Consider the following 26,936-nt stretch of genomic DNA (forward strand, 5'->3'; position numbering starts at 1 on the left):
GTTTAACAGGTAGGTCGATGAAATGACGTCAATATCTGTCAATTTGTTTGAACACGTGCCCGCCGTCCAAGTTTTGATTCACCGGGGCGTCGCGCCGCGCACTTCCACACGCACCGCGTCCAGCACATTTCCCTCGGCGTCCAGCAACTCTATGCGATGCCGGCCCGGCCATGGAGCCCAGTCCAGTTCGCCGCCGCGTCCCAGCATGCGGCCGTCGATCCGCCAGGATACGTCCCGCGCGGTGACGGCGGCGACGCTCTTTGCCCGCAAGGCGCTGAGCTGACGGTCCGGCGGTATGTCCGGATCGAGAGCGAAGATGACGCCGTCGGCAGGCGCGGCGATACGCGCGACGCCCTGGCCGCGCGGCACAAAGTCCTGCGCCAGATGAACGCGGCGGACAATGGTATCGCCCGCAAAAGCCTCCAGGCGCGCTGGCTCGAGCTCGTTGTCGAACACGACCTGGACTTGCGCCACGTCGTCGGGCCTGGGCGCCTGCGCGCTGGGCCGGCGGCGATGAAGATAAGACATGATGTCGTGCCAGACCGGACCGGCGCCCGACACGCCCGACACGTCGCGCATGCTGGCCCCTCCGCTGTTTCCCACCCATACCCCCACGGTGTAATCCCGCGACCAGCCCATGCACCAGTTGTCGCGCATGTCCTTGCTGGTGCCGGTTTTCACGGCGGTCCAGAACGGCGTGGACAATGGGCTGTCAAAGCCGAAAGTGCGCGCCCGCGCCTGCCGGTCGGAGAGCACGTCGCCAATGATCCAGGCCGCCGCCTCGGACAGGATGCGCCGCGGCGGCGCACCCTGCTCATCAAGCAGATACCGGGGCGGCGAATAAAGCCCGCCGCCCGCCAATGCGCGATAGGCATTGGTCAGGGATAACAGCGTAACGTCCGCGCTTCCCAGTGCAAGGCTGTAGCCGTAAAAATCGCCGCTCTGGTCCAGCGGCAAGCCCAGGCGAACCAGGAGCCGCGCAAAGGCATCGGGTGAAGTCATCAACAAAACCCGCAAGGCCGGAATATTCAACGAGGAGGCCAGCGCCGTGCGCGCGCTGACCCACCCCGAAAATCGCTTGTCGTAGTTCTGCGGAATATACAATCCGTTTCCTGTCGGGATGTCCAAGGGACTGTCGTTCAGCAAGGACGCCATGGTTAGGCGCTGCTGTCCGATCGCCTGCGCATACAGGAAAGGCTTGAGCGTGGAGCCGGCCTGGCGCAGCGCCCGCGCATGATCCACGCGCGCCGCCGCCGATAAATCACCCGACGAACCCACATAGGCCAGTATTTGTCCCGAGCGATTGTCCTGCACCACCACGGCGGCATCGCGCACATTGTCCATGCCCAAGGCGCGCAGGTGCCGCCCTATGCTTTCCACGACGAAGCGTTGCAAACCCGCGTCCAGTGTTGTTTGCACCGTTTTCGGAGCCGGGCCTTCGCTGTGCGATTGCGCCAGGGCCAGCCGCGCATAATGCGCGGCCTGGCTGGAGCGGTCGGCCCAGGGACCAGACTTGCGTGCCAGAATGCGGCGCGTGTACCCGGCCAGATCCCGGCAATCGTCGGGCGCCCCCATATCGGCCAGCAAGGCGCAGGCGCGCCGCGCAACAATCTGTGCGGACGCATTCGGGCCGCGCAGCAAAGCGGCAGCCAATGCGGACTCGCGCGCATCCAGTCCACTGGGATGCTTGCGGAACAAGACGCGGGAAACCGCATCGACTCCGATCAGCTCGCCGCGAAATGCCGCCAGGTTCAAATAGGCTTCCAGTATCCGGGGCTTGCTCCATTGCTCCTCCAGACGGCGCGCTTCGATGGCCTGGTCGATCTTCTGCATGATGCCGCGCCCTTGCGGACCGCGCTGAAAGCGCTCATCGATCAAGCCCAGCAATTGCATGCTGAGCGTCGAGGCGCCCCGCCGCCGTTCATGCGCGAGCGTGTCCCAGGCCGCGGCGGCCATCGCCCGCCAATCGACACCCGCATGCGTGTAAAACCGTTTGTCCTCGGACAGGATGACGGCCCGCTGGAATGCGATCGACATGTCTTCCAATGCAATCCAGTCACCGCGCCGCGCCTGAAAATCAAAACGGACACGTTCCAATAGCTGCCCCGAACGATCCAGCACCAGCACATCCGACGACTGCGCATCCGCCTTGACTTGGTCGTAGGAAGGCAGCGCGATGGCGGCCTTCGGCAGCGCCAACATTGCAAAGGCCAATCCGAAGAACAGGCATGCGGACAGCCGTCTTGACGTGCACATGCCCTACTCCGCCCCCGCTCCGTCCCGCACCTCGAACTGGCCCGGATGAGGCAGCTCGCCGTACACGTCGGGCTGGTACATGGCCTCGATGCGGGTGGCCGGCAGGCTGAAGCTTCCCGCCGTGTTCAATCGCACGACATAGCGGATCGTTGTTGTTCCCGCCGGCAGGTAATCGTAATAAGCGCGATACGCCTCGAAGCTGCGCTCAACGAAGGACGGCGTATAACCCCCGTCCTTCAATGGTTCGCCAGCCTGCGCCGCTATGCTGGAATCCCGTCCCAGTCCGCTGCCCAGTATCGTTGCGCCGGCTGGAATGGGATCGCTCAACACGGCCCAGGTGGTGGGCGCCCTGGCCTGGATGGTCAGCGTCACTCGATACACGTCGCCACGCGACCACTCCGACGACACAGCCTGGGATACCGGCTCGATGCGGCGCTGGATTTCATAACCGGACGAAACCGCCACCGATGCCGGCACGGCAGCCAATGCGCGCAGCGTCACCCACGGCCGTCCCGGACCTTGCTGGTCCAGCACCAAGGTATCGGCCGTTGCCGACGTCCAGGGTTGCAGGAAGTCCAGGATCTTGACGCCAGCCGCAGAATCGGCCCCTTGCCAATCAAGATCGTGCGTGCCGCTGCCCGATGTCAACCGCAGCCGCCCGGAAACGGCCACATTCTCTTCGTGCCGGGCAAATTTTTCCATGGCAAGGCTGCCCAACAGATTGGCCGTGGTCGTAGGCCATGCGCCCCGGCGTTGCATGCCCAGCAGGCCTTGCGCCATCCGGGGTAGCTCATTGCGCCATTCGGGCTGCCCCGCGGCGAGCAGAATCAGCTTGGCCAGGTTCGACTCGCGGCCGCTCATCAGCCACCAGCTATCGTTCAGCGTGTCCTCGCCGAATGTCAGTTGGGTACCGCTCTCCATCATGCGTGATCGCAGTATCTGGCGAGCCTGCGCCATCTTCTCCTGCTTGCCGGAGATACCCGGCACGCGTTGAAGAAGGGCCAGCCAATCGATCACCGCCGAGGTCGGCCAGCGATCCGGCGCAATGGCAATGCTGCCCAGCATGCGCGCCTGAACCAACCCATAGCGCGACAAGGCCTCCAGGGCCAGCAGCTTGCGCACGTCCAGATCGCGTGCGGGAGCCCAGCGGTTACGGACCAGCTTGCCTTGCGCAAACGCCAGCAGACCGCGCGTCATGGATGCGCGAACCGCCGCAGGAATCGCGTACGGCAAGCCAATCTCCTGGGCCTCGTGGCTGACGGCCAGCAAATAGGCGGTCAACACCTCGCTGCCTTGCGCCGCCCCGGGAAAATAAGCAGCCAGTCCATCCTCGTCCAGATAGGTGGGCAGCCGGCGCATCAGGTCTTGCCATTGCGCAATGTCGCGCAAGCCTATTGCCTTGGAGCCCAGCTGTTCCAGGCAGGTGTAGGGGTAGGCGGAGAACCACTCGCGCACGCCCGGCAGTCCGCCCGCCAGCGACGATTGCGCATGCACTTGCACGCCGCCGCGCGGCACGCCATTGGCGTCCGTCAGCGCGCCTTTGGGCGCCGCGACCGGCAGGCTTATTGGTCCCGCGGCCGGATCCAACGCAATCAGACTGGCCTGACGCGTCCTGATCGGCACGGCGGGCAGCAGCGTCTGCTTGAACGCCAGCGCATCACTGGCCCGGCTGCCTGTGCCATCCGTGCCTTGCGCTTCGACGCGCCAATCCAACAGCGCCGGCCCATCCAGCAGATTGCCTTCGGGCGCCTGGACATCCCAGCTCAGCGCGCGGGCGGCCCCGGGGGCCAGCTCCACATCTTGCGGCGCCAGCGCTTCCGGCGCCACCCCCTTGCCGGTATAGCCTGCCGCCACCCGGATCCGCATGGGGCTGGCCGTGGAGTTGCGCGCCGTCACCATGGCCTGATAACGGTCCCCTTCACGAACCAGCGTGGGCAGGCCGGATATCAGCTGCAGGTCCTGCGTGCTGGCAATGCTTGCGTATCCCGTACCGAAGCGTTCCGCGCCGTAATCGGCAACGGCCACCAGCTTGTAGCGCGTAATGGCATCATCAAGCGGGACAGTCAGCGTGGCCCTGCCCTGTTCATCGAGCTCCACCGCCGGCGCCCACAGCAGCAGCGTATCCAGCAATTCGCGCGTGGGGCTCTTGCCCCCACCCCCGCCGGCCGGCAAAGCCTTGCGCCCATAGTGCCGGCGACCCACGACCTGCATCTGGGCCGTGGCGGTTTCGACGCCGTAGCTGCGCAACTGCCGCAACGCCGAAAGCAGATCCCAGCTATCGTTGGGAGCCAGCTCCAGCAAGGCCTGATCGACGGCCGCGAAGGCAACCGTGCCATGCGCCGCCGGCTTGCCGTCGGGCGTTTTTACCTCCACGGTCACGGTGGCCCGTTCGCGCACCTGATAGGTCGGCTTGTCGGCACTTACCTTGACATCCAGGCGATCGCTTTCGTCGGACACCCGGATCTCGGCCAAGCCGTAACGGAACGACGGTTTCGATAGATCGATGAAAGACGTCGGCGCCGCATAGTTTTTCCGGGCATCGGCAAAAGCGCCGTACCAGGATTGGGGCCGCTGCCAGCCCCAGGTAAAGAAGGAATACCACGGCACCTCGCGCAGGCGCCCGCGCAGGGCCAGTACCGACACATAAACATTGGGTCCCCAGTCCGCCTCGATCGGGATGTTGATCGTGGGGTCGCTGCCGTCCAGTTCGACGACCTGCGTCTTCAGCACGCCTTCACGCTCCACGGCCACCAGGGCGGTGGCGTGGCGGAACGGCATGCGCACCTGGAGCCTTGCGGTTTCCCCCGGCTTCCAGTTCTTGCGCTCGGGGATGATATCCATCCTGTCGTCGTTCTCGCCGCCAAACCACAGCTCGCCGGCACCCGTCGCCCATACGGTCGATTCGGCCGTCGAGGCGCGGCCTTGGTCATCGCTGGCTGTGGCGCGCAACTGGATGGCGCCGCCTTCCTTCAGCTCTATCGAACACGCCAGCACACCGTCCGCCCCGGTCTTGCCCTGGCACACCGTACCCAGGTCGCGAACCCGAACATGATTGTCGTAGCTGTAGAAGCCGCCCACCATGCGCTTGCGGGTGGAATAAGTGCTGCGCGCAAACGCCGTGATTGTCATTGGGACCCCCGCTTGCGGCGTCCCAGCGGTCGACAGGGCCAGGCCATGCACCGGTGTGGCCGCGCCCGCCGCCACCCAATTGCCCGCGCGTATACCCGCCTGGACAGCGGCCGGCCACACGGGCACCGACTGTGCCAAGGTCTGGATTTGTCCATTCGGATCCGCGAAGCTTGCCTCGAACAGCAGCTCGCCGGGACGTTTGAACGCCGGCAGGCTGTCTATCTTCAGCCGCCCTCCGCCTTGCGCATCCAATACCAGCGGTTTCTTGTCCAGGAAAAGCGCCTGTTGCTCGTGGCCCACGGCCTCCGCCTCGTCGCCTGACGAATCGCTGCCGCGCTCTTCGGGCGGGTCGAAAGAATAGTCCTCGTAGCCCGCGAAACGCACCGAGCGATCGCGCAGCACGCCTGAAACCCGCAAGGGCAAATCGCCGGCGGGGCCGCCTGACACATAGGCGATCTGCACATCGGCATCCACGCTGGCCGGCGCAACCAATGGGCCGCTGCCCGTCTTGTCGATGATTTTCAGATTGCCGCTCAATAAGGGAAGCTTGAACTCCTCTACCCGAAACTGGCTGCTGCCGTACCAACCGCCCTGCTCATCGACCAGCGTGACGGAATACACGCCCAGCCTGGCCGTTTTCGGTATCGCAAAACCGCTGGCCGCCGAAAGGCCGCCTGAAGGCGTCTTCTTCCAGGAAACCGCCTGTTCGTAACGCTGGTCAGACCCCTGATGCTCGATCAGAAGCTTGCCTGGCATGTCGGAAATGCTGGCCGGCAGCGCCAGCCCGTCCCGGGTCTGGATGCGTGCAAAATGCTTCATGGACACCGTTTCGCCGGCCCGCAACAGTGTGCGATCAAACACCGTGTGCGTGGCAATCGACGGGGTGGGACTTGTGTCGACCGGCACATTGAAACGCCACGACTCTATGCCGCGGTTCCAGTCCGAAAATACAAAAGAGAAATCGGCCTTGCCGCGCGCCAGCGGATGATGGTCCGCTATCCGCGCCGAGGCGTAGAGCCCGTTCAGTCCCGTATCCTCGCAATAATCCGGCGCATCCAGCCGCCCGCGGTGATGCCAGATGCCGTCGGAGCCGGTCTTGCCTTGCGCCAGCACGGTGCCGGAACAGCTCAACACGGCAATGGCCGCATCGGGCACCACCCTGCCATCATCCAGCGTCGTCACCCAGACCAGGACATCGTCCCGGCCTGTCTTGATATGCACGCCCAGATTGGTCAGCAGAGCTGTGCTGCGCACATACATCGGTTCGGCGGAGGCCAGCAGCGACTGCCCCAGGCGCGCCGACTCGATCTCCAGAACATGAAAGCCAGGCTCCGTCAAAGGCACGCCTATGACTTCGAAAGGCCGCGGATTCTCGCCGTTCATACCCGGCAGGGTCAGCTTGCGGACCGCCTGCATGCCTTGCAGCGCGGAGAAACCGCGCGCATCCAGGCGGGGCTTATCTTCCTGGCGAGGCGCGCGATCGGCCATGATGTCCTTCAACTGGTTCGCCGTCCAACGCCCATCCTCCAGGCGCCGGACCCGGGCATACCAGCGCAGGACCTCCTTATCGTCCTGCGTTGCATAGTCGCTGACCTTGCCGGCCGACACGGCCAAGTCCTTGGTGCTGAGCGACGCCTCGACATTGCGCAAGGTCAGGGGCACGCTGGCCGGCGCATCCGTTTCGCTGCCATCCGGCGGCAAATGCGCGAAACGCTCTATCACGCCAAATGGCGCGGCCGCGAATTTGGCCAAAGGCGGAAAAGCCGCCGTCTGTATGGCCAAAGGAAATTGATCCGCATTGGCCAGCTCGCGCCCCGCATCATCCTTCAGGCCTTCCGGAAGGATGAGCGATAAGGCGGAGAGTTCAGGGAAAGGGCCTTCGAACCGCACACGCGTCAGGCCCCCTTGATAGCCATTGTCGTCGATGGAAGGCTCGCGTTCGCCCGACGGCGCGGCCAGTCGTATCTTCCTGGCATCGTCGCGCGCTATCGGCGCCGAGAACTCCAGCGACAAAGCCGATACCGGCGTGCAAGGCATGCTGGAATTTTCACGCAGGCAGCTAAAGCTGGCCTTGAACGGCGCGCGCACCGTGTAATCAAAGACCTCCGCCTTGACGCTGGCCACCGCCGGGCGGTCCGAGCCCGCCGGCGTCGCCACCCCCGGACCCACGCTAAGCTGCACCCGGGCCTGCGCGGGAAGGCGGCGCTTGCATTGCAGCAACTGCGTGGCCGGCGTGTCCCACTCGTCACTCATCGAATAATAGACAGCCTTCAGGATGTCGCGGCGCGCCTCGCCCGAAATTTGCCTGACCGGTACGGCCTCGCCCATCCCTTCGACCAGGCAGCGCGAATTGGCGACCAGGCTGTCGGCGTCCACTTTGCCGTTGAATCGCAAGACGAAGACCTGATCCTCGGCTATGGTCTTATCGTAAGGATGCGAAGTCCCTATTACCGGCCCGCCGGTCTGGAACGAAAAACTCGTCTTGCCGGCAACCGTCTCGTTCGCCAGGCTGCGAAAGGACGAACGCAGCGTGGCTTTGCAATGTACCCCCGGACCAGGCGCCTCGTTGAACACATAGGTCCAGCGCTTGGCATCCAGCCAGCGGCCCTGTCCCTTTACAGCGGGATCATCGCAGACAACATCCATCGGAGGGGCTGCCTGCCCATCGCCGAAAGCAATAACAGCCGTATCGAAGGCAAGCTTGACGCTTTCAACCTTGGACACCGTGCCTTGCGGCGTGAACTGGCTGATCTTGACCGCCCAGGCGGGAGACAAACACACTATCGATGCTAAAACTACTGCTGTTATCCTGAACACGCTGGCCTCTCCAACCCGGTTTTCGGCCACGATAGCATTCTTCGGTTAAGGCGTCAGCAGGCCGGAGAAGGCGCAAAACGCTGGCGCCGCATCGCTAGGCAAGCTTGGACGGTTTATGTAATAATTGCGGGCTATCTGGCGATGTACGCAAAATGCGTCCCCGGATACGCCCCTCTAGCTCATGCCTGGTTAGAGCAGCGGACTCATAATCCGTTGGTGCCGTGTTCGACTCACGGGGGGGGCACCAGATTTAAAGCCTTGATTCATCAGGGTTTACACAAACAGCGTCCTATAAATTAAATTGAATTTATAGGATTTTGTGCCAAATCTGTACCAAATTATCATTTTTCACATGATTAAAACCTTCAAGAAAAGGTGTGAAAAATGGGTACGATTACAAAGCGAGAAACGGGCTACCTTGCCCGTGTCCGGCGCAAAGGGCACATTCTCTCCAGGACGTTCGATGGGCGACCAGAAGCAAAAATCTGGATTGGCCAGGTCGAAGCGGCGATAGACTCCGGTTATTACCGTGACGACACGCAAGCGCGGAACACAAAGTTTGGGGATTTGCTCAAGGACTACCGTGAAAAGGTCACGGTCAGGAAGAAAGGCGCGCAACGGGAAGCCTTAAAAGTCCGCCGCCTGGAACGTCAGCCTTTCGCAAAGCTCCAGTTGTCTGAGCTCAGGGCGCGACACTTCATTCAATTTCGTGATGATCGCCTTGCGTCAGGCCGTACGCCGGCGACGGTACGCGGCGACCTGGCGATTCTGTCGTCAATCATCAATCACGCCCGGAAAGAATGGCAAATCAGTTTGCCAGAGAATCCCCTCTCCCTAGTTAAAAAGCCCAGCGTGCGTAATGCCCGCACCCGTATTCTTAAAGGGCAAGAAGAAACGTGCTTGCTCCGGGCTATCGAGCCTCGCGGCCAGGACGGCAATAAAAAACCGATCGGACCCGAGCTGCGGTGGTTGTTTATCCTTGCTGTTGAAACCGGCATGCGCCGGGGCGAACTGCTCGGCCTGGACTGGGCCGACGTGCACATTAAAGAGAGCTGGGTGACGGCCCGCGACACAAAGAACGGTGACGATCGAGACATTCCACTAACGCCGGCCGCAACTGAGGTTTTCCGTGAAATTCGGGGCGATGAGATCAATAAAAAGGGTCGTGTTTTCAATCTGACGGGCAATGCCGTCACCTGGCGCTGGCGCTATGCGCTTGAGCGGGCTCAAGCCCTCTATATAGAGGATTGCGAGAAAACCGAGATAAAGCCCGATCCTAGCTTCTTACAAGACCTGCGCTGGCACGATCTGCGACACGTCGCAATCACTCGGCTCGCTGAAATCGTTCCCGACACACTCGAGCTAAGCCGCATCACGGGGCACAAGACCCTGGCCATGCTTCGCCGCTACTACAACCCCCACGCTAAAGATTTGGCCGTAAGACTTGCCCAGCGCATTGCTGCACGGGCTTCTTAATGTTTTTTTCGGAGATTTGACATGCAAAAAAATGAAGTCAGTGAAGTAGACGGCGGACAGGCTCTGGAGGCCTTTGCGAAGGAGCTTGTGGGCACAGATCCCGTCGCAAATCTCAATCTCACAACATTTAACCATCATGTCGGGGGGGTGTTGATGACGAATATCAACACGCTCGAAGACCTGCTTTTGGCTGTTCGCTTGATGCGCTCATTTGGTGAAAAGCTCCGGCGCTTCTGCGCTGGGCGGCTCGTAGCAAAGTTTGAGCTCGATCCGTTGCTTGTAGACAGTCACAAAGACTCCGACGAGTTTGCCGCCGGCTACACGTTCACGAAAAAATTAACGAGAGACGCGCTCAGCGCGCAGCCCCCCTTTAATAGAAATGGAGCAACGACATGCAACAACAATCATTAAACATTGAAGATCTAGCACTTCCGGTCTGTTTGCAAGAAATATTGGACTTTGAAAAGTCGCTTGATCGTCGACAGCACCGGACAGAGCTCTCGCGTGCTTATCGTTCTGCCGAAGCTAAAAGCCGACTATTCGCTGAGCGCCTAGAACGTCATGAGCAGGCCGGCACGGGCTTGAACCTCAATCTGCCTGTGTTCGTCAGCGTCGACAGCGTTCAGGCCTTTGAGGCGCTGGCAAATGAATTCGTCGGCACTTGCGACACTGACCCGATCGCCGACCTCCACTTAACGATGTTTAACAACGCTGTCGGCGGCTGGTTGCTGAACAACATCAAGACGCTCGATGATCTTTTGTTCGCTTTGAGTCTTTTGAGTTCAATAGATAATGAGTATGTCCGACATGCCTGCGCCGGCCGGCTTGTTGCACGGCTTGAGTTGGACCCGCTAATTGTTGACCCGACGATGAACGGGCATCGTGAAATTTTAGAATTCCTCGATTTTCATAACAAGGCGGATTGGGGCAACGGTCACGATGAGTTCGCGGCGGGCTTCATGTTCACCAAGAAGATCTATGCTCGAGCATCATTGACGGAGGGTGTTAGGTGGGGGCTTGGAAATATACAAACTCACGGTGAAAACTTTCACTTTGAGTTTCGGCAGGCCGGGAGCAGTGTATGGCATCGCTCACTCCACTTAGCAAGGCCTCGCAACGAGGCAGCAGCGCTCGTTAATCGATACAACGCCGAAGATAAGACCATTGTGTACCGTTATGTGCAATGGGACGGCGAGTAAAGAAATAAAAACTATCGTGTTTAAAATCAAATAGTTAAAGTGAATTAGTGAAAGATCAGATCCATCAAAAAAAGGCCCTCCGGGGCCTTTACTCGTTGCGCGGTTGGTGTCCGCCCGGTGGCGGACACCAGGCGGCACAGCCGCCTACTCTACTGGCTCCGCCTCCTGTACGCCGGCGAGTGACCGGACGAGACGCAGCCGAGCCTCATTGGCGTCGAAGTCGTCTTTATATGCGCCGGCTGGCCAGCCTCTCTGATTGTCAGCTGTAACGCACAATACAAGCCCGTTATAAACCAATAACTGTTGAATCGTATGTGCTGGGATCCAAGTGGCATCATCAGGTCTCGTGATCGCATCGGGCTTGTCGCTGATCAGCACGCGGACGTATTGCCCTATGCTCCAAACGTCAAAATCAATCATGGCACTCTCCTTTAGTTGCTGGGCGCGGGGTGGTACGTCTGTACGTGCGCTGGCGTCACGGGCCGACTGCTTTGCGCGGCAAGGTGGGCGTCCAGCTCGACCGCGGGGGCCGAGATGCTTTTCGGGTTCTGCTGCTGACGAAGATACGCATCGCGCTTCAACTGTTCCGCTTGGCGCTGTTGCCTGGCTTGAGCTTCCTTCTCAGCGTCGACGCGTTGCTGTACCTGGGCGCTTTGATTCGCTTCGTGCTTTTGAGAGTGCGGCAGAGCATGGCGCAGCTCGGCAAGTTCAAGATCGGAATCATTTTTCTCCCAGTTCGCGGTTGCTGTTTTCAGAAAATCCGCTTTGGCAGTCTCAAGATGCACAGTGACTGACTTAAGTTTTTGTTGCTCAATAGCAAGCTGCTTTTCGGCTTTCTCGATTGCTTCATTGAGCTTGTTTATATTTTTATAGTCACTGCCAAACTGGCGCATAAGCAGACTGACAGCGCTCTGAACGCTACCGATCTGCTCGCGATCAAAGCGTAGATCTTTTAATGCATCTTGAGCAATTTCAAGATTAATTTTTTGAGTATCGAGGTCAGATGCGAGACTTTTGACTGACTTGTCTTGCTTCATCAGTCTTTCGGGCCGCTGCTGTTCAAGATTAACGATTCGGTTTTTAATTTCTTCTGAAGCTCCAAAATAATCGACGTACAGACGATCGCGAATCTTAGAAACTTGCTGAATCAATGCACCATAGTCAGACTCATTTGCACCGCCCCAGTCTTTGTTAACTCGCGCACGATGCAAATAATCATCAAGCACTTGCTCCCCAGCTCGGGGAGGTGTGGGCTGGATGGGCAATTCACCTTTTAGTTTTTCAAGTCTGTAATGTTGGAACTCAGTTGCACCTTCTTGCTCTGCGGGATGATGCATAACAGCTGCAATTTTCAAGAATAAATTCGGGTTTGTGCCTTGAAGCTGCTGTATCTCTCTATCGAGATGATTCAGAACAACGTCTAAAATTTCGTGGGGTTGATCATCCCCTTGGTTTTCGTCTTGATCAAGTCGCAAGTATTCAACATACGAAAGCGGCCCTTTTGCAAAAGCGGGGGCAACGTAATGATTCGATATTTCAAGAATTTCAGCGTGCGTCATCATCGAATATACCGTCTCAAGATTTTTTGTTCGCAGTGCGGGATTTCGTTTCATGGTTTTTTTCCTAAAAAAGTATGGTTGGGTTAAAACTTCGGTCGTGGGTGATGGTCCTGCGCTGGACTGACCGTCTCTCCAGCGCGTGGGTGATCGCTTTTCGGGCGTCCGGCCGAAACGCTTTTCGCGTTCTGCTGCTGTTGAAGGTATGCGTCGCGCTTCGCTTGCTCCTGTTGCTCTTTTTGCTGCGCCTGGGCTTCCAGGGCCGCTGCTTCCCGGGATTCTGCGCGGGGCAGCTCTTCGAGCAAGGCATTGAGCTCTGGCTCGATTTCTTGCGTCCAGCGCGGGCCGTTCTCTGCTTTAAATTGGGTCCAAATTTTGTTGTATTGCGCCTCAATTTTCGTCAGCTCAGCTCGCGTCGAGGTAAGCTCTTGCTGTCGCATTTCCAGTTGCCCCGCCACTTCTTTTTCTTCAGTGCGATCGAAGATCGGACGCAACAGCTTTTCGATGAGGGTTGACGTTTTGGTAAGCTCCCCGAGCTTGCTTTGAAGCTCCGACACTTCTGCAGAGAGTTCATTAACTGAGTGGGTTGTATTCAACCGCTCTTCATGCAAGCTAAAAGGTCCGTCGCTTTCCATCTTTTTCATGAAAAGTCGGTCGGGGCGAAGACCTTGAAGTTGTCGAATCCGGCTTTTAATCGCGCGGGGCGACATGCTTTGCATGCCACCAGCTTTGCCAGATTTTCCCGTTTTACCGTTCTCGTCATCTTCATCAATCGCGGCTTCTCGCTTTTTGTTTTTCTTCTTCTCTGCTGCCGCCGTTTGCTGTGTGATTGGGGTGTCGGGTGCGGTCGAGATATCAGCAATCGATTGCTGTAAGCTCGCAAGTAGTTGCTCTGTCGCGTTCATAAGTTCTCCGATTTGATGAAGCTTTTCGAGCTTCTTTTCGCTTAAAGTTGTTGCTTTTTTAAGTTTGATTTGCAAACCGATCTGCGCTTTTTCTTGATTCTTTTTGATGCTTGCAAGTGCGGTGGTTTGCATCTTGTCCAGCTGCACGCTCTTCTGTTGATACTGCTGCTGTGTGCTCTCGATCTTGTCTTGAACGTCTTCGAGCTTGAGCATTGCATTCACAACATCGGGCATTCCGCCAAACCCCAACCAAACAAGCAGCTTGTGCATAAGGATGGACAAAATTGTGAGGTTCTCAGTCACGGAGTACTTCGTGTAATCGAACCACTCTTCCTGCCGCTGCTTGCGCTTTGCCAAGTCCAAAACCGCGTCGGCAATCTTCTTTTTTGGCGACCAGTTTTCTAAGATGTCGAGTGGGTCGGCTTGCTGCTTTTCAAGCAAAGCTTGCAATTGATCAAGCTGATCTTGTGTTGACTCGATGTCTTTTTGTAGTCTCGCGTACTCTTCTGCCAACCTAATTTTTTCTTCTGCGGCGGCAATGGCGCGGTCTCTGATTGCGTCCAGTTTTGTCGAGTCCTTACCTTCCCGCCGGCGGTTCACGGCTGCGGGGCCGGCGTGTTCTGTCGCCAGTTGGTCTAAGCCCAATTTTTCGAAAGATTCGTGTTCGACACGATCATCGAAACCTGCTTTTTCAAGTACTTCGTTGACGATCTGAGCCCAGACCGGCCGAGCCCAGGTTGCGCTGTTTTCTTTCTTGGCCCGCTGGCACGCGATAGCATCAAGATCGCGATTCTTGTTTCCAAAACCTCCTGTTTCAGCGTCAACAGTCGATGTCGAAACCAAAATGTGGACGTGGTAGTTTCCGTTGTTCTTTTCGTTATCACGAAAAGGATCAATGATGTGAAATTGCTGCGGGTCCTTTTTGAGCATGTATTCAGTCACAACATGTGGCGCGTGCAAACTAAAGTCCACTGCAACACCATATTTTTCAGTAACCGCTTTCGCGAACCTTTCACAAATCTCGAAGCGCTGCTCATCGTTCAGAATGTGCGGAAGATCGGCAACCGCTTCCCGCGCAGTTACTGACGCGGGGTGCCTGTCGTGCAGATCAGCTCGCGACCAAAACTCGATTCGATCTTCGCTCTTGCCCCCGGGCAGATACACGCGCTGGACTGGGTTTAACACTCCTTTTTTCTTACGATAGTCAAAGACAAGTCCTGTCCTTTCACATTCGATCTTTGTGCCATTGCGATACGCAATGCGCGACATGAGCGGCGCTTTCGTACGTTCAAGTTTCTTCAAGTGAAAGTGGATATGTTTGATCATGTGAGCTGAAAAAAATTGTCGGTCGAACATAAAAAAGAGAGCGAAACAGAAAAAAAGGTGGGACAAAAAAGAAGCGTCGCGATGTCCCAACTTTTCAGAAAAGCACACAAATCGCGCTACACGCTTTTGCTTTTTTCTTTGTTCCGAAGGGACCGCACGCAACCCCCGGTTGCTCTAAGTGCGCTCTTGTTGTCACAAGAGGAACCAGCGAGTTATGTACCAGTCTAGGTTTTTAAGCAGCAGATTCAAGGTTCTGCATGTGTTTATTTTCATTATTTTCAATAGTGGTAAGCATCGATATATGCATAATTTCCACTAAGGTTTTTTTTGCACAAAACAGAAAATAAATAGCCTGAAAACCTGGACTTAAAAATCTTTATGCTCAGAATGGTGTGTGCGCGTAACCAATTCGGAGCACACACATGAGCGACATTGAAAAACTGATCGAAGAAACAAAAAAGAAGCTTGCACAGCTCAAAGAGCGCCAGCGCATTGAGCGGGCGGCTGAACGAAAACGACTAAGCGCTGAGAATCGGAAAGCGGACAGTCGTCACAAAATGCTGGTCGGGATTGGCATTCTGCAAGCGATCAAGAACAAGCGCATGAGTGAACAACAGCTCATAGCGCTTATCAGCGACGGAATTACAAATCAAAGCGATCGCGAATTTCTTAAGCAGTTTTATGACATCCCCATGCCTACCGCTACCGCGCTAGCGGCTCCGGCTCACGCCGACGCACAACAACAATAAAAAGGCGACGATTATGAGCGACGACAACAAGCAGTTTTTTATAAATAGGCATCGGTTTGGAAGCCTTACTTATGTGAAGCAGTTCTTACAGGACACACAGTTGAATCCGTTCTCATTTGTACGCGTCACACTGACGAAGATGATCAGCAGCGAAGCGCTCCTCTTCAATCTGAAGCTTTTCGTCTTCATGATCGTGCTCTTCAGCAGCATCAGAATCATTCAGTTTTTGTTGGGAGCTGCATCATGAAACTTAAGAAATTCGTGTGTGCCACTTTGCTGTTGTCAGCAACAACAGCTTATGCAGATATCTGTGCTGACATGAACAACTCAACAGCTGGGGCCGTCGCCCAGCGACAACAAGAAATCGACAAAGATCCGCGTTTTGAAGAGATTGAGCGGCAACGTCGGGCCGATCAAGAGTGCATGCTTGATTTGAGCAAAGAGCTCGGCGACGTTGTCAGCGCCGACGGCTATGGATTGGGCGCAATCATCGATGATGTTTTCAAACAAGTCAGCGCCAGCATCTGCAACGTTCAAAACAATCCGGCAAGGCAGCATGCCGGGTTCGGCGGCAGCGTTGCCAAGGCACCCCAGTCGGTCACAGCCCCCCGTTCTGAACCTTCAATTACTGGCGCACAGCCATTTTCAAGCCCACTCGCGACACCTCCGGTCGTGCAACAGCCAGCCTCGAATCCATCGTCTTCCACCTCCAGCGTCTGGACTCGCCTGAACGAAGCTATGGCTGGCCGACCTATCAACAAATAAGGGGAATCAACATGTTGAAGTTAATCGCGCTTGCAGTATCGATTTTTGTATTTTCTGGCACACCCTACGCAAAGAATATTGCCGAGAAAGGCGAGTGGCTTTCTGAAAAGCTTGGCCTTGAGCCTTTCAGCTACCCAGAGCCCGAACCGCCACGGACTCGTGCTCAAGCAAAGGATCAATTTGCGCCACAACCTGTGCCGCCTGCGGCACAGGAAAACCCCGCCCCGAGAGCGGCGGCGTTGCCGCCTGGTGACCAATCAGGAATTAAGAAAAACGATGTTTGGAAACGATTGAACGACTCGATGATGGGCCGTCCAGTCCAACAGTCTGGAGATGTGAAATGAATTTCAAATACTCCATCGTTGCCGCTGCCGCCGTCTTGGGCGGCGCTGTCGCGCCCGGCACAGCTTCTGCCTACACAAAATGTACCATCACCGCGGAATGCCTGATCGAGATCCGAATGGCAAAAAATGAAATCAATCGGAATATTGATGACTTCGATCGCAATACAACACGAGCAATCGACACAGCCAGGTCTGACATTATCGATGCGCTCGGCCGGCAAACCTCGTCGCTCTCGGGGCAACAATCGAAAGCAGTTGAGACACAAAATCGACATGCGGAAGATGTTGCGATCGCTCGAGAGAAAATCGCAATTGAAAAGTCGTCCCCACAGCTGCAGTGCAACGTCGCGAGCGGTAGCAAAGGCCCTCGAAGCGGCGGCGTTGATGCGACCGCATACGCCGGCGCCGGCGGTGCAAAGTCGGGACGCTCGAATGTTCCCGATCAGCTGAAAACAGCTTGGAATCGGGCCGATCCTGCATCTGCTGTCCCGGCTCCACCGGATCCGCAAATTACTCGGGTCGATGTCGGCGCGGGCTCATGCGCCGGCTTTGCGGGAGATCCCAGCTCTGCTCGGGGCATGATGTGTAGTCAAATCAACGGTTTGAAGATAAACAGCAGTCCTTTTTTTGATGCAGATATAAAAGCTGAAACGCTGTTCGACGGACCTCAAAAACCCGGCGCTGCGCGGACTCAGCTCACAGTGACTGCAAAAGACAAGACAGCTGAACGTGACGCTCGCAATGCCGCACTTTTCCAGCTGTCTGCACCACTGCCGCCGCCCGGAATTTCTAAGCAAGCGGTGTCGACTGACGCCGGCGTTGCATATGTTGGTGAGCTTACAGCGTATCAAGCACAAGTTTCGCTCGCATCAAAACCCGCGAGGGATTATGACGCGCTCACTACTTCAAACGCGCAGACGAAAGACGCGCTGCAAGTACTTTTACGTGATCCGACAACTGCGGGTTTTGTGACAACAAGGCTCGATGAAAGCTTCAAAAACTGGAAATCCGAAGGGGTTTCTGCCGTGGAGCTTCTTGATCTCGAAGTCGAAAAACGCGTCGGAAATGAAGATTGGTTTAAGTTCTACGCTGGGGCTACCGACGTTGAAAAAGCCGCTGAAATTCCGTTGATTCTTGCTGCTCAGCAGAGAATGATTTTTCAGCTACTTCAAGAAGTCAGAAAAGCGAACGTAATCGCTGGACAGCAGCTCGCTTTGCAGCTTCAACAAACGTCGCTACCAAAGCTGGAAGCGCTTGCGCAAGCGGCAAACGGCAAGCCGGCACAGGTCGGTGCACAAGCACAATAAAAGAGGCATTCGATGAGAGCAAAAAACACAACAGCACGCCTTCTTTTTGCCTTTGCCGGCCCCGCCCTCGCGGGCGCAGCGCACGCACAGTCACAGCTAGGAACGACGTACGATGAGATCGTCGCCGCCGGCGCTGCGCCTGGTGACAAGTCACGCGAGATTCTATACAACTTACTGTCCGATTTTTCTGTAAATCCGTTCACAGAAATCGGCGCTGCGAACACACTTCTGGGCAACCTTTTTTTTATTTTCAACTCCGGAATTTTTGTTGTCGGCACGGGACTTCTGACATATTTTCTGCTGTCCACTGTCGCCCAGACCGCCCATGAAGGGGAGGTACTGGGAAAACGAATAAACGGGCTCTGGGTACCGATAAGAGTTACGTTCGGTGTATTCGGTATGCTGCCTGTTTTCGGCGGATTTTCTCTCGCACAAGCAATTCTTATGCTCTTTGTCACGCTCGGAATCGGTCTTGCGAATCTTTTGACAACGAGCGCGATCGATCAGACTGAGCAGTTCAATGCGCTGATCCCGCCGCCGGGCATCGCGACGGACGGCACACAAACATCGTTTTCAAAAGAGTTCGCGCAGAATCTTTTTCTAATGAATGTTTGCGTTGAGAGCGCGAAACGGTATCACGCTGACGCTACGAACTCGTTCAACACTCGCGCAGAACCGCGTATGAGCATGCGCCCCTTGGGGCGCGAAACCCAAATCGAGTCGCTGGGCATCCCGGGCTGGGGCAACAGTTGCGGGAAGATTTTGCTCAAGCGCGATGGCGGTAGGCAATCAAACTGGTACACGCTTGGGTATCGTTCAGCAGCGGTAAATTACGAGGAAATTAACGCACTTTCTGACGTTGCGTACGAGAAAAAATCAGACGTGTTGCTCCAGATGAACAATATGCTCAACGCAGAAGCGATCGCGTTCGTCAATGCGTATTATGATCCAGCGTCGGAGTCCGAGTACAGGCTTGATATTTCGATGTTTTCTCGTCTCGCGATTCAAGCAAATGATGCTGTTTCGCAAGCTGTCAAGCAAGCGGTCGATGGCACAAGTTCGGCAGAAGAAAGCAAGCAATCGGCACTCACAGAAAGCGCTAGAAACGCGATCCGTGACGGCGGCTGGATCACTCTGGGAAGTTGGTACAGCACCTACGCAGAAGTGCAAGCAGCGCTTCAGAGTGCGGCTTACAACGGACAACTGATCGAGACGCCCATTAAAATTAACGAAAGCGCACAAAACGGCACCCTGACGCGACTTGTGAGTGCTGCGCAGAGTTATCTTGAGCGTCCCGTTGCTGTCGCCGACAGCGATTTTGCAACGAATTCGCCCGGGCGCTGGCTTGTCGATAGCATTTTTTCGGGCATTGCTGTTGATAGCGCCGGAAAGGGCATGGTCAATCCAATCACAACAGCAAAAAATATGGGCGATTGGATGATCAACGGTGCAATTGCTATGTATACGCTATCAACGCTTTCAGAAATGATCCCGGGCGGTAAAACGGTGCTTGATGTTGTCGGAAAGATCCCAGGACCAGGCAAAATCGCATCGATGTTGAAAGCAATTTTTAGTGATCTTGCAGCGCTACTCCCCGTCATCGGATTACTGCTGCTTGTGATCGGCGGCATGCTCAGTATTTACGTTCCGTTGATCCCATTTTTCACCTGGTTTTCTTCGTTGATCGCATATTTTGCAAGCGTCATCGAGGGTTTGATTGCTGCCCAAATTTGGGCGTTCGGGCACTTGAGCCTGGACGGCGAAGGTATGGGCAATAAGACGGAAAAAGGTTACGTGTATTTATTGAACATGCTCTTACGCCCGCCGCTCATGGTTTTGGGATTTTTCTTTGCGTCTGCAATCCTTGTTTTGCTGGGCACTTTTTTAATTCAAGAGCTGCGCACTGTCATTGAAAACGTGCAAGGAAATTCAATGACCGGGGTCATTTCGATCTTCGGTTATTTGACTGCTTTTGCTATAATACTAGTTACGCTTGTCTCGACGGTTTTCAGTATGATTTTTGAAATCCCAGATCGTGTTATTTCTTATCTCGGTGGCGGACAAGAAGCGCAAATGGGACGCAACATGACGAACGAAGTGCAAGGACAAGCACATAATGCGGCCCGCTGGGCCGGCGGTGCTGGGCACGCAATGCAAGTCGGTCGAGCGGGTTTGCAAACTGCAAAAGCTGCAAGCGCAGCAAAGAACGGAGCTGAAAAATGAATGGATTGATCACTAAAAAACAGGCAGCTACAGCTCAAAACAAGATTGCTCTTGCCGCAGCTGGCTTTGTATTTGCCGGCATTCCTGGCTTTTTTCTTGCCGCGACCGCGATTATCAGCTGGCAGGACGGCGGCTATAAAGACTTCATTCCAGTTTTTCTTGCTATTCCAGCTTTCGCGATAATTTGCGGGATCTACGCGCTTAGAAAAGCGCCCGCTACGCGGGATCTACTCAAGCGATATCAAGCACAGCAAAACAGTCAATAAAATCTTGAAGCGTCACAGGATAGCCCCGGCACAGCGCCGGGGTTTTTATTTGGTGCCGCCGTCGATTAGCCGGGTTAAGAAACTGGCCGGCACGGCGCCAGGCGATGCAATGTTGCTGCTGAAAACGACTGATGGCGAATTCCGACTGTATGTCTTACCGCTCTTGGATTTCAACCTACCCAGCGCCGCAATAATCTCGTCTGCTGGCGAACTGCAGCCAGCAACCATTACAGGCTTCTTTTCGTTCAATATGAGGTTGTCCCATGCCTGAGCGCGGGCCTGGTTGTTCGCCTGGCACAGAACTTGGTTGGACAGATCACGCGAATGCTCTCCCAGCAAGGGGGCTACAAAGGTGTAGATCGTCACGTTATCGAGCTTGTTTAAGTCTTTTTCAAGCTGGCGGGTATAAGGGCATGTCGGGTCAGCAAACACAGCCATCTTGCGACTGCCATCCCCATGCACGCGAACGATAGCGTGCTGCAAGGGCAACGTATTGAAGTCTAGGCCGTTCTCCCAGCCAGGTACCCTCACAGCACGAATGCGACCTTTGTACGCAGGTTGTGGCGCTGTTTGGCTGTAGTCATGCCACTTGTAGTTCGATGGCCATCCAGCTGGCTTTGAGTCCATAGCAGATGTCGACACGGAGTTAGAGGCCAGGCTACTAACGGCATTGACGCCTTCTTTGACTACCGCATCTACAGCGGAATTGAGCAAACCTTCAAAGTTGAATTGCGCTTGGGATACGAGGGGAAAAGCGGCCAATGCCAGCGTTCCAATCATTAAGCGGTGCATCACTTTATTTCGCATTTTGTGCCAGGATTGTGCTATTGCGTTTTGCAAGCTCGAGCTCTTCCAGGTAGAGAACGTCGTCCGCAACTTTGCGTGATCGATCTTCCTTTTCAGCCAAGCCTTCCAAAAACTCGATTGCGGCTTCCATCTTTGGTTTCATCTTCCTGTAGATGACATAGCACGCCAAAGGCAACACAGCAACACAGGCAAAAAAGGTAAATCCCATCGCAAACTCTGGATCTTGATGAAAGCGACGCAGGCTTTGTTGATTCAGATAATTGAAGCCGATGATGAGGGCACAAATTCCCCCAGGAATAAACGAGAGAATTCCCACTGTATAAGCCATATAGCCGTACAAGCACACGCGCCGCGCTGCCTTACACCTTTCTTGCGTGGCCTCGTCGAGACTCTTAATATCGTACTTTTTCATCGTCCCCACCCTCGACTAACACGCCTGAATTGTGTATGTTTTTTACAGAATAAGTCTAAATAGTACACGTTTCAGCATCTTTACTCGAATTTGTACAAAGTGTGCACTTTTATCAAATATGCTCAAAGTTGTAGAAATAAATAAAGGTATGGGTTTTCTTGAGTTTGCCGGGCAAATAGATAAGATGGACTTGTTGTGTAGTTGCTTGTTCTCTTATTTGCCCTAGCTAACCCGCCGGGGCATTTTTTTACGCGTCCACCGCAGGCTCGTGATCGTTCACCAGTCCTTCCTCAGCGAACGCCCAGCCGACAAATCCCAACAAAGAAATGGCTTGATAAGAAAATATTTCGGTGCCGTAATCAGTTTGGTTGCCGTGTAATACCCTATGCCGACTCAATTTATTAGGGCGAGGCTTGCTCATTGGGTGCTGCTCTGTTAGCGACGCTAGAAAAGCTTTGGCCAGCTTGGGCAAGTCTTGTTTATCGAGCCAGCCTGCAATTGCGGGCCGATTTTTATCGAGATTGAAAACTGACTTTTGTGTAACGCTGTAGGCAATTCCTTCAGCGCAAATCAGAGCTAATGGGATGGATGCCAGAAATCGACCCTCATCATGAAGCCGGAACATTTCCTCGATCAGTGGCGCGTGCTTCGGATAATCAGCTAGTAGGCGTTTCTCAACGTCCGTTTTGATGGCCTTCAACATTGCCATGAATAGTTCGTCAAGTTGAGCGGCGTCTTCGCCACACTCGTCAATGTCCGCAGTAAACGTGTAGAACGTCTCTGGTTGAATGAACCAATTCTGTCGTGCGGCGAAACGCAACGCCCGCTCATCACGTGCATGCAGCGCATCCCAGTCGATTCTGGGGATATTGAATTTCGGAATGTTGATCTTCGGAAAATCAAATATAGGCAGCTTTGGTAGCTGGAAGTTGTTGGCGATTGAGGAAGCGAACGCATTGATCGCAAGCGGTGGCCGCCATAGGCGCTGAATACGCTCTACAGCGTCGCCTATGGCCGGCGAAACTATGTGTCCCTGATACTTCAAAAGTGAATCGGACAGCTGCTTGACGGCTTTTAGCTGGTTATTTTCGTCGTCCATGAGATTCCCATGCATGATCTGGTCTCGCCGATTGTAACTTTGAAGCAAGTCCGTCATCTGCAGACCGGAGCCGCGGAGCGGCCAGTTGCGCAGGGGGGACCGCCAACGGCGGGGGACAGGCTACTGTCCACGGGGGTCGAAGGGCTGGCGAAGCCAGACAGGGGGCAGAGCCCCGGCCCTGGGTTTTGGTTCAACGTTGAGACGCGTAAAGAATTGTGTCTCTCAGCTCGATCACCTATAATTGCGGCAGGCATATGTAGATGCCTGCCGTCCGCATCGGCAAAGTTAACTCACTACCTACATGCAGTACCACGTTGGAATCTCCTTTAGATTCCTCATTGAGCGGACCCCTGGGGAGCATATTTTGTGAGATTACAGCGATGGATAACATCATCACTTGGGCCGATATCGCCCTCATCAAAAAAACCGCTAAAGCCAACAAGCAGGCACAGCCCCTCTTGAGTCATACACAACGGCTTGATGCGGCAGCGCATGATCTATATGGCGTTCGTCATTTTCATGAGTTTCAAACCCGATACCATGCCCAAATAGACGCGTTTGCTCGACGTGACGAAAGTGGTGGCGCTCATTACTGCAAGTATTGCAGGTTCACGTTCGATGGGAGCTATGCTCCTGACGTTAAAACGCATCGTGAACTCCACAAACGCTTCGAGGAAGCCCATACGACCCTAGGTTACTTGCCTGACGGCTATCAAAGCCGTGAGAAAACTAAGCGCCTGGGATATGACTGGATGCTTTCCCCAAATAAGCATACACAACGTGAAGGTGCTCTTGCGGTCCTACTGGCGCAATTTGAACGCTCATTAGAATCGGCGATCGAAGCCGGAACATGGCCAAAACACCCGTACTTTCCTGAGTATGTATCGTTCATAATTGGTCAGGCGAACAATATTCCAGAAGCGATCAGGGCAGGCTTGGAAATAGAGTTTGGCCGGGTGGACGTAATCCCTGCGGGCCAGTCTTCATGGTCGAGCCGCTTTGCCACGCCGGCACGAACTACAGCTAAAGCTGAAATTCTGGTTCGTTCAAACGACCTTCGCACCTCGATTATTGAAGCCACAAGCAATTTCGATAAGGCTGATACGCTCGCCTAGGCGGAAAAATCGGTAAATATATGAAAACTACGGCAAGGCCCACCGGGCCGCGTCAGGGGCGCTGTGCGCCTGTCGTGGGGAGACGCTGGTTAACTCCCGTACCGTAGGCCGTCCACGCCCTTGCGGGGTGGGCGGGGCAGTTGTCCTGGGGCGGGCGCGTGTAGCTTGCGCTGGCCACTCAAACTACGGTGATATCTCTGTAAGAACCTTCGATTGAATAAAAATAAAGATTGAAAAATAAGGCGAAGCCTTTTTCGGCGCGGGGTTTTCTATGCAGTCAGCAGGCGGCCGTTTCCTGAGATGGCCGCGCCTGTACCTGGGGGTCTATGCAGCCCCCTCAGGGGGCCTTGATATAGGGAGGGGGAGCCGCGCAGCGGGGGAACCCTTGGGTGCCCCAGAGTGCGTTTTCGCACTCGCTCTGATTAAATAGAGATTAAAAAGAGATTAGGCAAATTTTGCAACTCGCTCAAACCGCCTATTCACGCAAGTTTCGAGCGATTTATGAAATTATAAAAGTGCACCGAACGCCGTACTTTTGTGCATCGAACGCCGTACTTTTGTGCATCGAACGCCGTGGCCAAAGTGCATCGAACGCCGTGGCTGTGAACAACTTTTAAGCCAGCTGTTTCCTCCTGGCCACCTCTTTTTTAATGGCCTTCTTTTGCAGATGACGCTGTTGTGTAGCAGTACCGGAACGAGTGACGTGTACAGTGTCACTGCTCTTCTCAATTTTCCAAGCACCTACAAAACCCAATTCAAGAAGCGCGTCGAGCGCTTCGCGCAATTGACGTCTGAATGAGGATAGCTGCGGATTCTTGCTACCACTCAGTTGATACAGCGTCGTCACTTTTAGCGGATACGGGCTAGCGTGGGAGCTGTACCAGCCGTGCAGCCACAGGGCAAGCGGCTTGCGACGAAGAGCCTGGCGAATCGAACGGTCAACCTGAGTCCAGCCTGTGTCATATAGCGCCAGCAAGGCCGAGTCGAACTGAATCACGTAGTGCTGGGTTTCCTCGTCTCTAAACCCTTTGAACAAATTTCCGAAAAACGTGTTCTTTCCTTGGTGCGTGATCTCAATACCACCGCTGTAAAGCCGAGCAATCGCATTTTTAAGCCAATTATGCTGCTCACCGCCTTCGTCCCTCCCCATTGATTTCAAGATTTCGTTTGCGCTGACATGCACCAACGAACTCATGGGTTGCCTACGAGCCAGGTGAACTAGTATTTCCAAAACATCCAGATCAGACTGATCAAGCTGAATGCCGGTGAACCTGACCTCAGTACCCTCCAGGCTGCCTACGAGCTCGCGAAGCATCGTTCTTCTGCTCTTCGATTGCACTGCTGCGAATAGAGCCGTGCGAAGCAAGAGGTTAGGGATTCCGGCCATCGAATCAGGCCAAGTGGGAAGTGTTCTATGGTCGGGGATGGCTACCGGTTCAACCACGGCCGGAGCGACGCTACGCGCCTGCATCTCCAATTCGAGGAGCCGCATCCGATCGCCGGGGCGCATACTCTCCCTGGTCGTGACGAACCCTGTGGCCAGCTGGTCCAGCATTTCAGCTCTTAATACGGGCCGAGCTGATTGTTGCGCGGCCGACCGCGGCGTTTCTTCGGCGCTTCATTCTGCTGTGCGTCAGCCAGTTTTTTGAAGTAGCTCCTGACCTGGCCCGCTGGCCAGCATCGAAGGCGATTCACTCGCTGGTCCTTGATTGGCGGAGGAATAACGCCTTCTCGGACGTACTTGCGGAGCGTCGGCATCGCAATGCCGCCATGCACCAGGCAGAACATCTCCCCAGTGACAAAGGCTTCTGCGGGCAATCGCTTGAGCTCGGCCCAGGCTTGCTCATACTCTTCGAATGTGATGTATTTCCGTTTTGACATGGCTATATAGATACGTAAACGTTATAATTCAATTATTAGTACGTTATCTATTAATACAACAATCGCCAAATCCTATATATAAAATTTAATTATTAGTACGTATATTTCCAATCTATGAATGAGAAAACAACAGGAAAGAAACGAGTGGGCCGCCCAGCAGTTGCCGAAACCGCCGAACATCGGGCCCTGCTAGGGCGCCAGGCGCTCGTCTTTCGCACAATACAAAGCCTCAGCGGACTGTCCAACGCTCAGCTAGATCGCCTTTTTACCGGAATCACCAGTAAAGGCAACGAAGGCAAAGCCTGGCGGCGCTGGGTAGCGGGCGAGCAGCGATGCCTCAATTTTAACGAAGTGTGTGATGTGGCCAGGTCAAACGGTTGGCTTAATGACGTTGCCACCAGTGCCCTGGAGCATGCAGACCTGAGTGCTGAAGCATGGGCGCCGATCGTGAAAAGGCAAAGCCGCTTTCAGACAGCCAGAGCTGAGTTAAACGCGGCTTTGCAGCGTTTTCGGGAAGTGTGTGAAGCCGAGCACAACGAATACAGCTCAATATGGCAGACGGGTGAAATCGATGCGCCGGCTACGGCGGTCGAGCTGACACGAATGTTTGATGAAGCGCAGGCACATGTGCAAAAGCTCAATTGCCTGGCGATTGCCATTGAGCCGCCTAAGCTGCCGAAAGATCCGTCTGTACCACAGTACATTTTTGGGCCGATCCCTGGGGGCTCAAGTTCACAGCCCGATGCGTACCAAATCTGTACCAAATTTGCGCCAGAATTATGACGTTAATCTTCGTTTTGGCACATAGCAGTACGGCAATCTACATATAAATATTGACAGCTTAACAAGGCCACCCTATCATTAGCAGTACGTTGTGAAAAATGATGAAAAGGCCCTCATAATCCGTTGGTGCGCAGTTCGACTCTGCGGGGGGGCACCAGTATTCATGCGAGTTTCGGGCAGTCCAAGCCGGAAGCCGCTATAAGCCGGAGGCCGGGCTCTTCCCCATAAACGGGGGATGGGCACTCATCAAACACGGTTAATCACACCGTTCCAATCGCACAGGGCCAAGACCCGCAGGCGGTAATTCTCAAAATTCCTGAACCCAAACGCCCGGCGCGAGATCATCTCCATTTTCGTGTGGAACCCCTCGGTAATCCCATTGGATTTGGAGAAGCGCCACATGCCGACAATGGGTTCGAACCACGATGTTAACGTGGCGGCCAGGGTTTTGGCCGGACTGTTGGCAAACTGCTCGATGAGCGCCAGAAACCGTGGCAACAGTTTCTTGGCCCGTTTGGCCT

The 26,936-nt window shown here is 55.2% G+C and carries 23 protein-coding genes and 1 tRNA gene; 13 read left to right on the top strand and 11 right to left on the bottom strand.

The genetic code is table 11. The annotated features are described in order from the left end of the window. Positions 1-78: 78 nt before the first annotated feature. Both pbpC and V0R37_RS15075 read right to left on the bottom strand, forming a co-directional pair. The gene (gene pbpC, locus V0R37_RS15070) at positions 79-2,256 is read right to left on the bottom strand and encodes a penicillin-binding protein 1C (protein ID WP_420375302.1); all 2,178 of its coding nucleotides are present in this window, start codon (positions 2,254-2,256) and stop codon (positions 79-81) included. A gap of 3 nt (positions 2,257-2,259) precedes the next feature. After that, positions 2,260-8,166: an alpha-2-macroglobulin family protein gene (locus V0R37_RS15075; protein ID WP_420375303.1), complete on the bottom strand. Its 5,907-nt coding sequence runs from the start codon at positions 8,164-8,166 to the stop codon at positions 2,260-2,262. Positions 8,167-8,370: 204 nt separating this feature from the next. On the opposite strand from V0R37_RS15075, the gene V0R37_RS15080 reads away from it, so the two are divergent. The 4 genes from V0R37_RS15080 (at position 8,371) to V0R37_RS15095 (ending at position 10,877) form a co-directional block, all read left to right on the top strand. After that, positions 8,371-8,449: transfer RNA gene (locus V0R37_RS15080), tRNA-Ile, on the top strand. A gap of 137 nt (positions 8,450-8,586) precedes the next feature. Next, positions 8,587-9,678, top strand: coding sequence for a tyrosine-type recombinase/integrase (locus V0R37_RS15085; protein WP_420375304.1), 1,092 nt, complete (start codon positions 8,587-8,589; stop codon positions 9,676-9,678). A gap of 21 nt (positions 9,679-9,699) precedes the next feature. Next, positions 9,700-10,089: a hypothetical protein gene (locus tag V0R37_RS15090; protein WP_420375305.1), complete on the top strand. Its 390-nt coding sequence runs from the start codon at positions 9,700-9,702 to the stop codon at positions 10,087-10,089. After that, the gene (locus V0R37_RS15095; RefSeq protein WP_420375306.1) at positions 10,071-10,877 is read left to right on the top strand and encodes a hypothetical protein; all 807 of its coding nucleotides are present in this window, start codon (positions 10,071-10,073) and stop codon (positions 10,875-10,877) included. The genes V0R37_RS15090 and V0R37_RS15095 overlap by 19 nt, the downstream gene beginning before the upstream one ends. A gap of 144 nt (positions 10,878-11,021) precedes the next feature. On the opposite strand, the gene V0R37_RS15100 is transcribed toward V0R37_RS15095, so the two are convergent. Genes V0R37_RS15100 through V0R37_RS15110 form a run of 3 tightly spaced genes read right to left on the bottom strand, consistent with a single transcriptional unit; the run spans position 11,022 to position 14,664 of the window. Further along, positions 11,022-11,297 carry a hypothetical protein gene (locus tag V0R37_RS15100; protein WP_420375307.1) on the bottom strand — a complete coding sequence of 92 codons (276 nt, stop codon included), beginning with the start codon at positions 11,295-11,297 and terminating at the stop codon, positions 11,022-11,024. Positions 11,298-11,308: 11 nt separating this feature from the next. Beyond that, positions 11,309-12,490, bottom strand: coding sequence for a hypothetical protein (locus V0R37_RS15105; protein ID WP_420375308.1), 1,182 nt, complete (start codon positions 12,488-12,490; stop codon positions 11,309-11,311). Positions 12,491-12,519: 29 nt separating this feature from the next. Further along, positions 12,520-14,664 carry a MobA/MobL family protein gene (locus tag V0R37_RS15110; RefSeq protein WP_420375309.1) on the bottom strand — a complete coding sequence of 715 codons (2,145 nt, stop codon included), beginning with the start codon at positions 14,662-14,664 and terminating at the stop codon, positions 12,520-12,522. 422 nt (positions 14,665-15,086) lie between these two features. Here V0R37_RS15110 and V0R37_RS15115 point away from each other — a divergent pair, with 422 nt between their 5' ends. Genes V0R37_RS15115 through V0R37_RS15145 form a run of 7 tightly spaced genes read left to right on the top strand, consistent with a single transcriptional unit; the run spans position 15,087 to position 20,318 of the window. Next, positions 15,087-15,413 (top strand): hypothetical protein, encoded by a 327-nt coding sequence (locus V0R37_RS15115; RefSeq protein ID WP_420375310.1) that lies wholly within the window; start codon positions 15,087-15,089, stop codon positions 15,411-15,413. Between the two features lie 13 nt (positions 15,414-15,426). Further along, the gene (locus V0R37_RS15120) at positions 15,427-15,660 is read left to right on the top strand and encodes a hypothetical protein (RefSeq protein ID WP_420375311.1); all 234 of its coding nucleotides are present in this window, start codon (positions 15,427-15,429) and stop codon (positions 15,658-15,660) included. Then, complete coding sequence (locus V0R37_RS15125) at positions 15,657-16,178, top strand: hypothetical protein (RefSeq protein WP_420375312.1); 522 nt, start codon at positions 15,657-15,659, stop codon at positions 16,176-16,178. The genes V0R37_RS15120 and V0R37_RS15125 overlap by 4 nt, the downstream gene beginning before the upstream one ends. A gap of 11 nt (positions 16,179-16,189) precedes the next feature. Continuing rightward, positions 16,190-16,522, top strand: coding sequence for a hypothetical protein (locus V0R37_RS15130; RefSeq protein ID WP_420375313.1), 333 nt, complete (start codon positions 16,190-16,192; stop codon positions 16,520-16,522). Continuing rightward, positions 16,519-17,829, top strand: coding sequence for a hypothetical protein (locus V0R37_RS15135; protein WP_420375314.1), 1,311 nt, complete (start codon positions 16,519-16,521; stop codon positions 17,827-17,829). The genes V0R37_RS15130 and V0R37_RS15135 overlap by 4 nt, the downstream gene beginning before the upstream one ends. A 12-nt stretch (positions 17,830-17,841) precedes the next feature. Beyond that, positions 17,842-20,052, top strand: coding sequence for a DotA/TraY family protein (locus tag V0R37_RS15140; RefSeq protein WP_420375315.1), 2,211 nt, complete (start codon positions 17,842-17,844; stop codon positions 20,050-20,052). After that, positions 20,049-20,318, top strand: coding sequence for a hypothetical protein (locus tag V0R37_RS15145; RefSeq protein ID WP_420375316.1), 270 nt, complete (start codon positions 20,049-20,051; stop codon positions 20,316-20,318). The genes V0R37_RS15140 and V0R37_RS15145 overlap by 4 nt, the downstream gene beginning before the upstream one ends. 45 nt (positions 20,319-20,363) lie before the next feature. Here V0R37_RS15145 and V0R37_RS15150 read toward each other — a convergent pair whose 3' ends face one another. From V0R37_RS15150 to V0R37_RS15160, 3 genes are all read right to left on the bottom strand, one after another. Beyond that, positions 20,364-21,125, bottom strand: a complete 762-nt coding sequence (locus V0R37_RS15150) for a DsbC family protein (protein ID WP_420375317.1) — start codon at positions 21,123-21,125, stop codon at positions 20,364-20,366. Beyond that, the gene (locus tag V0R37_RS15155; protein ID WP_420375318.1) at positions 21,115-21,537 is read right to left on the bottom strand and encodes a hypothetical protein; all 423 of its coding nucleotides are present in this window, start codon (positions 21,535-21,537) and stop codon (positions 21,115-21,117) included. The genes V0R37_RS15150 and V0R37_RS15155 overlap by 11 nt, the downstream gene beginning before the upstream one ends. Before the next feature lie 247 nt (positions 21,538-21,784). Continuing rightward, the gene (locus V0R37_RS15160) at positions 21,785-22,636 is read right to left on the bottom strand and encodes a hypothetical protein (RefSeq protein WP_420375319.1); all 852 of its coding nucleotides are present in this window, start codon (positions 22,634-22,636) and stop codon (positions 21,785-21,787) included. 380 nt (positions 22,637-23,016) lie between these two features. Here V0R37_RS15160 and V0R37_RS15165 point away from each other — a divergent pair, with 380 nt between their 5' ends. Continuing rightward, entirely contained in the window at positions 23,017-23,751 is a 735-nt protein-coding gene (locus V0R37_RS15165) for a hypothetical protein (protein ID WP_420375320.1), read from the top strand. A 613-nt stretch (positions 23,752-24,364) separates the two neighbouring features. Here the strand turns inward: V0R37_RS15165 and trfA are convergent. After that, the gene (gene trfA / locus V0R37_RS15170; RefSeq protein ID WP_420375321.1) at positions 24,365-25,306 is read right to left on the bottom strand and encodes a plasmid replication initiator TrfA; all 942 of its coding nucleotides are present in this window, start codon (positions 25,304-25,306) and stop codon (positions 24,365-24,367) included. A gap of 8 nt (positions 25,307-25,314) precedes the next feature. After that, complete coding sequence (locus tag V0R37_RS15175) at positions 25,315-25,632, bottom strand: hypothetical protein (protein ID WP_420375322.1); 318 nt, start codon at positions 25,630-25,632, stop codon at positions 25,315-25,317. Between the two features lie 114 nt (positions 25,633-25,746). Here V0R37_RS15175 and V0R37_RS15180 point away from each other — a divergent pair, with 114 nt between their 5' ends. Then, positions 25,747-26,415, top strand: a complete 669-nt coding sequence (locus tag V0R37_RS15180) for a hypothetical protein (protein WP_420375323.1) — start codon at positions 25,747-25,749, stop codon at positions 26,413-26,415. Between the two features lie 246 nt (positions 26,416-26,661). Here the strand turns inward: V0R37_RS15180 and V0R37_RS15185 are convergent. Then, on the bottom strand, positions 26,662-26,936 hold a 275-nt coding region (locus V0R37_RS15185), incomplete at its 5' end, for a transposase (protein WP_420375324.1).

The organism is Pollutimonas rozaliensis, from assembly GCF_048751585.1.
Lineage (GTDB): Bacteria > Pseudomonadota > Gammaproteobacteria > Burkholderiales > Burkholderiaceae_B.

What these genes read in the sequence shown, in the direction of transcription:
- V0R37_RS15165 (WP_420375320.1), top strand. Translation starts at nt 23,017, where the DNA reads ATGGATAACATCATCACTTGGGCCGATATCGCCCTCATCAAAAAAACC.
- V0R37_RS15125 (WP_420375312.1), top strand. Translation starts at nt 15,657, where the DNA reads ATGAAACTTAAGAAATTCGTGTGTGCCACTTTGCTGTTGTCAGCAACA.
- V0R37_RS15085 (WP_420375304.1), top strand. Translation starts at nt 8,587, where the DNA reads ATGGGTACGATTACAAAGCGAGAAACGGGCTACCTTGCCCGTGTCCGG.
- V0R37_RS15100 (WP_420375307.1), bottom strand. Translation starts at nt 11,297, where the DNA reads ATGATTGATTTTGACGTTTGGAGCATAGGGCAATACGTCCGCGTGCTG.
- V0R37_RS15175 (WP_420375322.1), bottom strand. Translation starts at nt 25,632, where the DNA reads ATGTCAAAACGGAAATACATCACATTCGAAGAGTATGAGCAAGCCTGG.
- V0R37_RS15115 (WP_420375310.1), top strand. Translation starts at nt 15,087, where the DNA reads ATGAGCGACATTGAAAAACTGATCGAAGAAACAAAAAAGAAGCTTGCA.
- V0R37_RS15145 (WP_420375316.1), top strand. Translation starts at nt 20,049, where the DNA reads ATGAATGGATTGATCACTAAAAAACAGGCAGCTACAGCTCAAAACAAG.
- V0R37_RS15150 (WP_420375317.1), bottom strand. Translation starts at nt 21,125, where the DNA reads ATGCGAAATAAAGTGATGCACCGCTTAATGATTGGAACGCTGGCATTG.
- V0R37_RS15120 (WP_420375311.1), top strand. Translation starts at nt 15,427, where the DNA reads ATGAGCGACGACAACAAGCAGTTTTTTATAAATAGGCATCGGTTTGGA.
- trfA (WP_420375321.1), bottom strand. Translation starts at nt 25,306, where the DNA reads ATGCTGGACCAGCTGGCCACAGGGTTCGTCACGACCAGGGAGAGTATG.
- V0R37_RS15160 (WP_420375319.1), bottom strand. Translation starts at nt 22,636, where the DNA reads ATGGACGACGAAAATAACCAGCTAAAAGCCGTCAAGCAGCTGTCCGAT.
- pbpC (WP_420375302.1), bottom strand. Translation starts at nt 2,256, where the DNA reads ATGTGCACGTCAAGACGGCTGTCCGCATGCCTGTTCTTCGGATTGGCC.
- V0R37_RS15105 (WP_420375308.1), bottom strand. Translation starts at nt 12,490, where the DNA reads ATGAAACGAAATCCCGCACTGCGAACAAAAAATCTTGAGACGGTATAT.
- V0R37_RS15095 (WP_420375306.1), top strand. Translation starts at nt 10,071, where the DNA reads ATGCAACAACAATCATTAAACATTGAAGATCTAGCACTTCCGGTCTGT.
- V0R37_RS15180 (WP_420375323.1), top strand. Translation starts at nt 25,747, where the DNA reads ATGAATGAGAAAACAACAGGAAAGAAACGAGTGGGCCGCCCAGCAGTT.
- V0R37_RS15140 (WP_420375315.1), top strand. Translation starts at nt 17,842, where the DNA reads ATGAGAGCAAAAAACACAACAGCACGCCTTCTTTTTGCCTTTGCCGGC.
- V0R37_RS15110 (WP_420375309.1), bottom strand. Translation starts at nt 14,664, where the DNA reads ATGATCAAACATATCCACTTTCACTTGAAGAAACTTGAACGTACGAAA.
- V0R37_RS15135 (WP_420375314.1), top strand. Translation starts at nt 16,519, where the DNA reads ATGAATTTCAAATACTCCATCGTTGCCGCTGCCGCCGTCTTGGGCGGC.
- V0R37_RS15155 (WP_420375318.1), bottom strand. Translation starts at nt 21,537, where the DNA reads ATGAAAAAGTACGATATTAAGAGTCTCGACGAGGCCACGCAAGAAAGG.
- V0R37_RS15090 (WP_420375305.1), top strand. Translation starts at nt 9,700, where the DNA reads ATGCAAAAAAATGAAGTCAGTGAAGTAGACGGCGGACAGGCTCTGGAG.
- V0R37_RS15130 (WP_420375313.1), top strand. Translation starts at nt 16,190, where the DNA reads ATGTTGAAGTTAATCGCGCTTGCAGTATCGATTTTTGTATTTTCTGGC.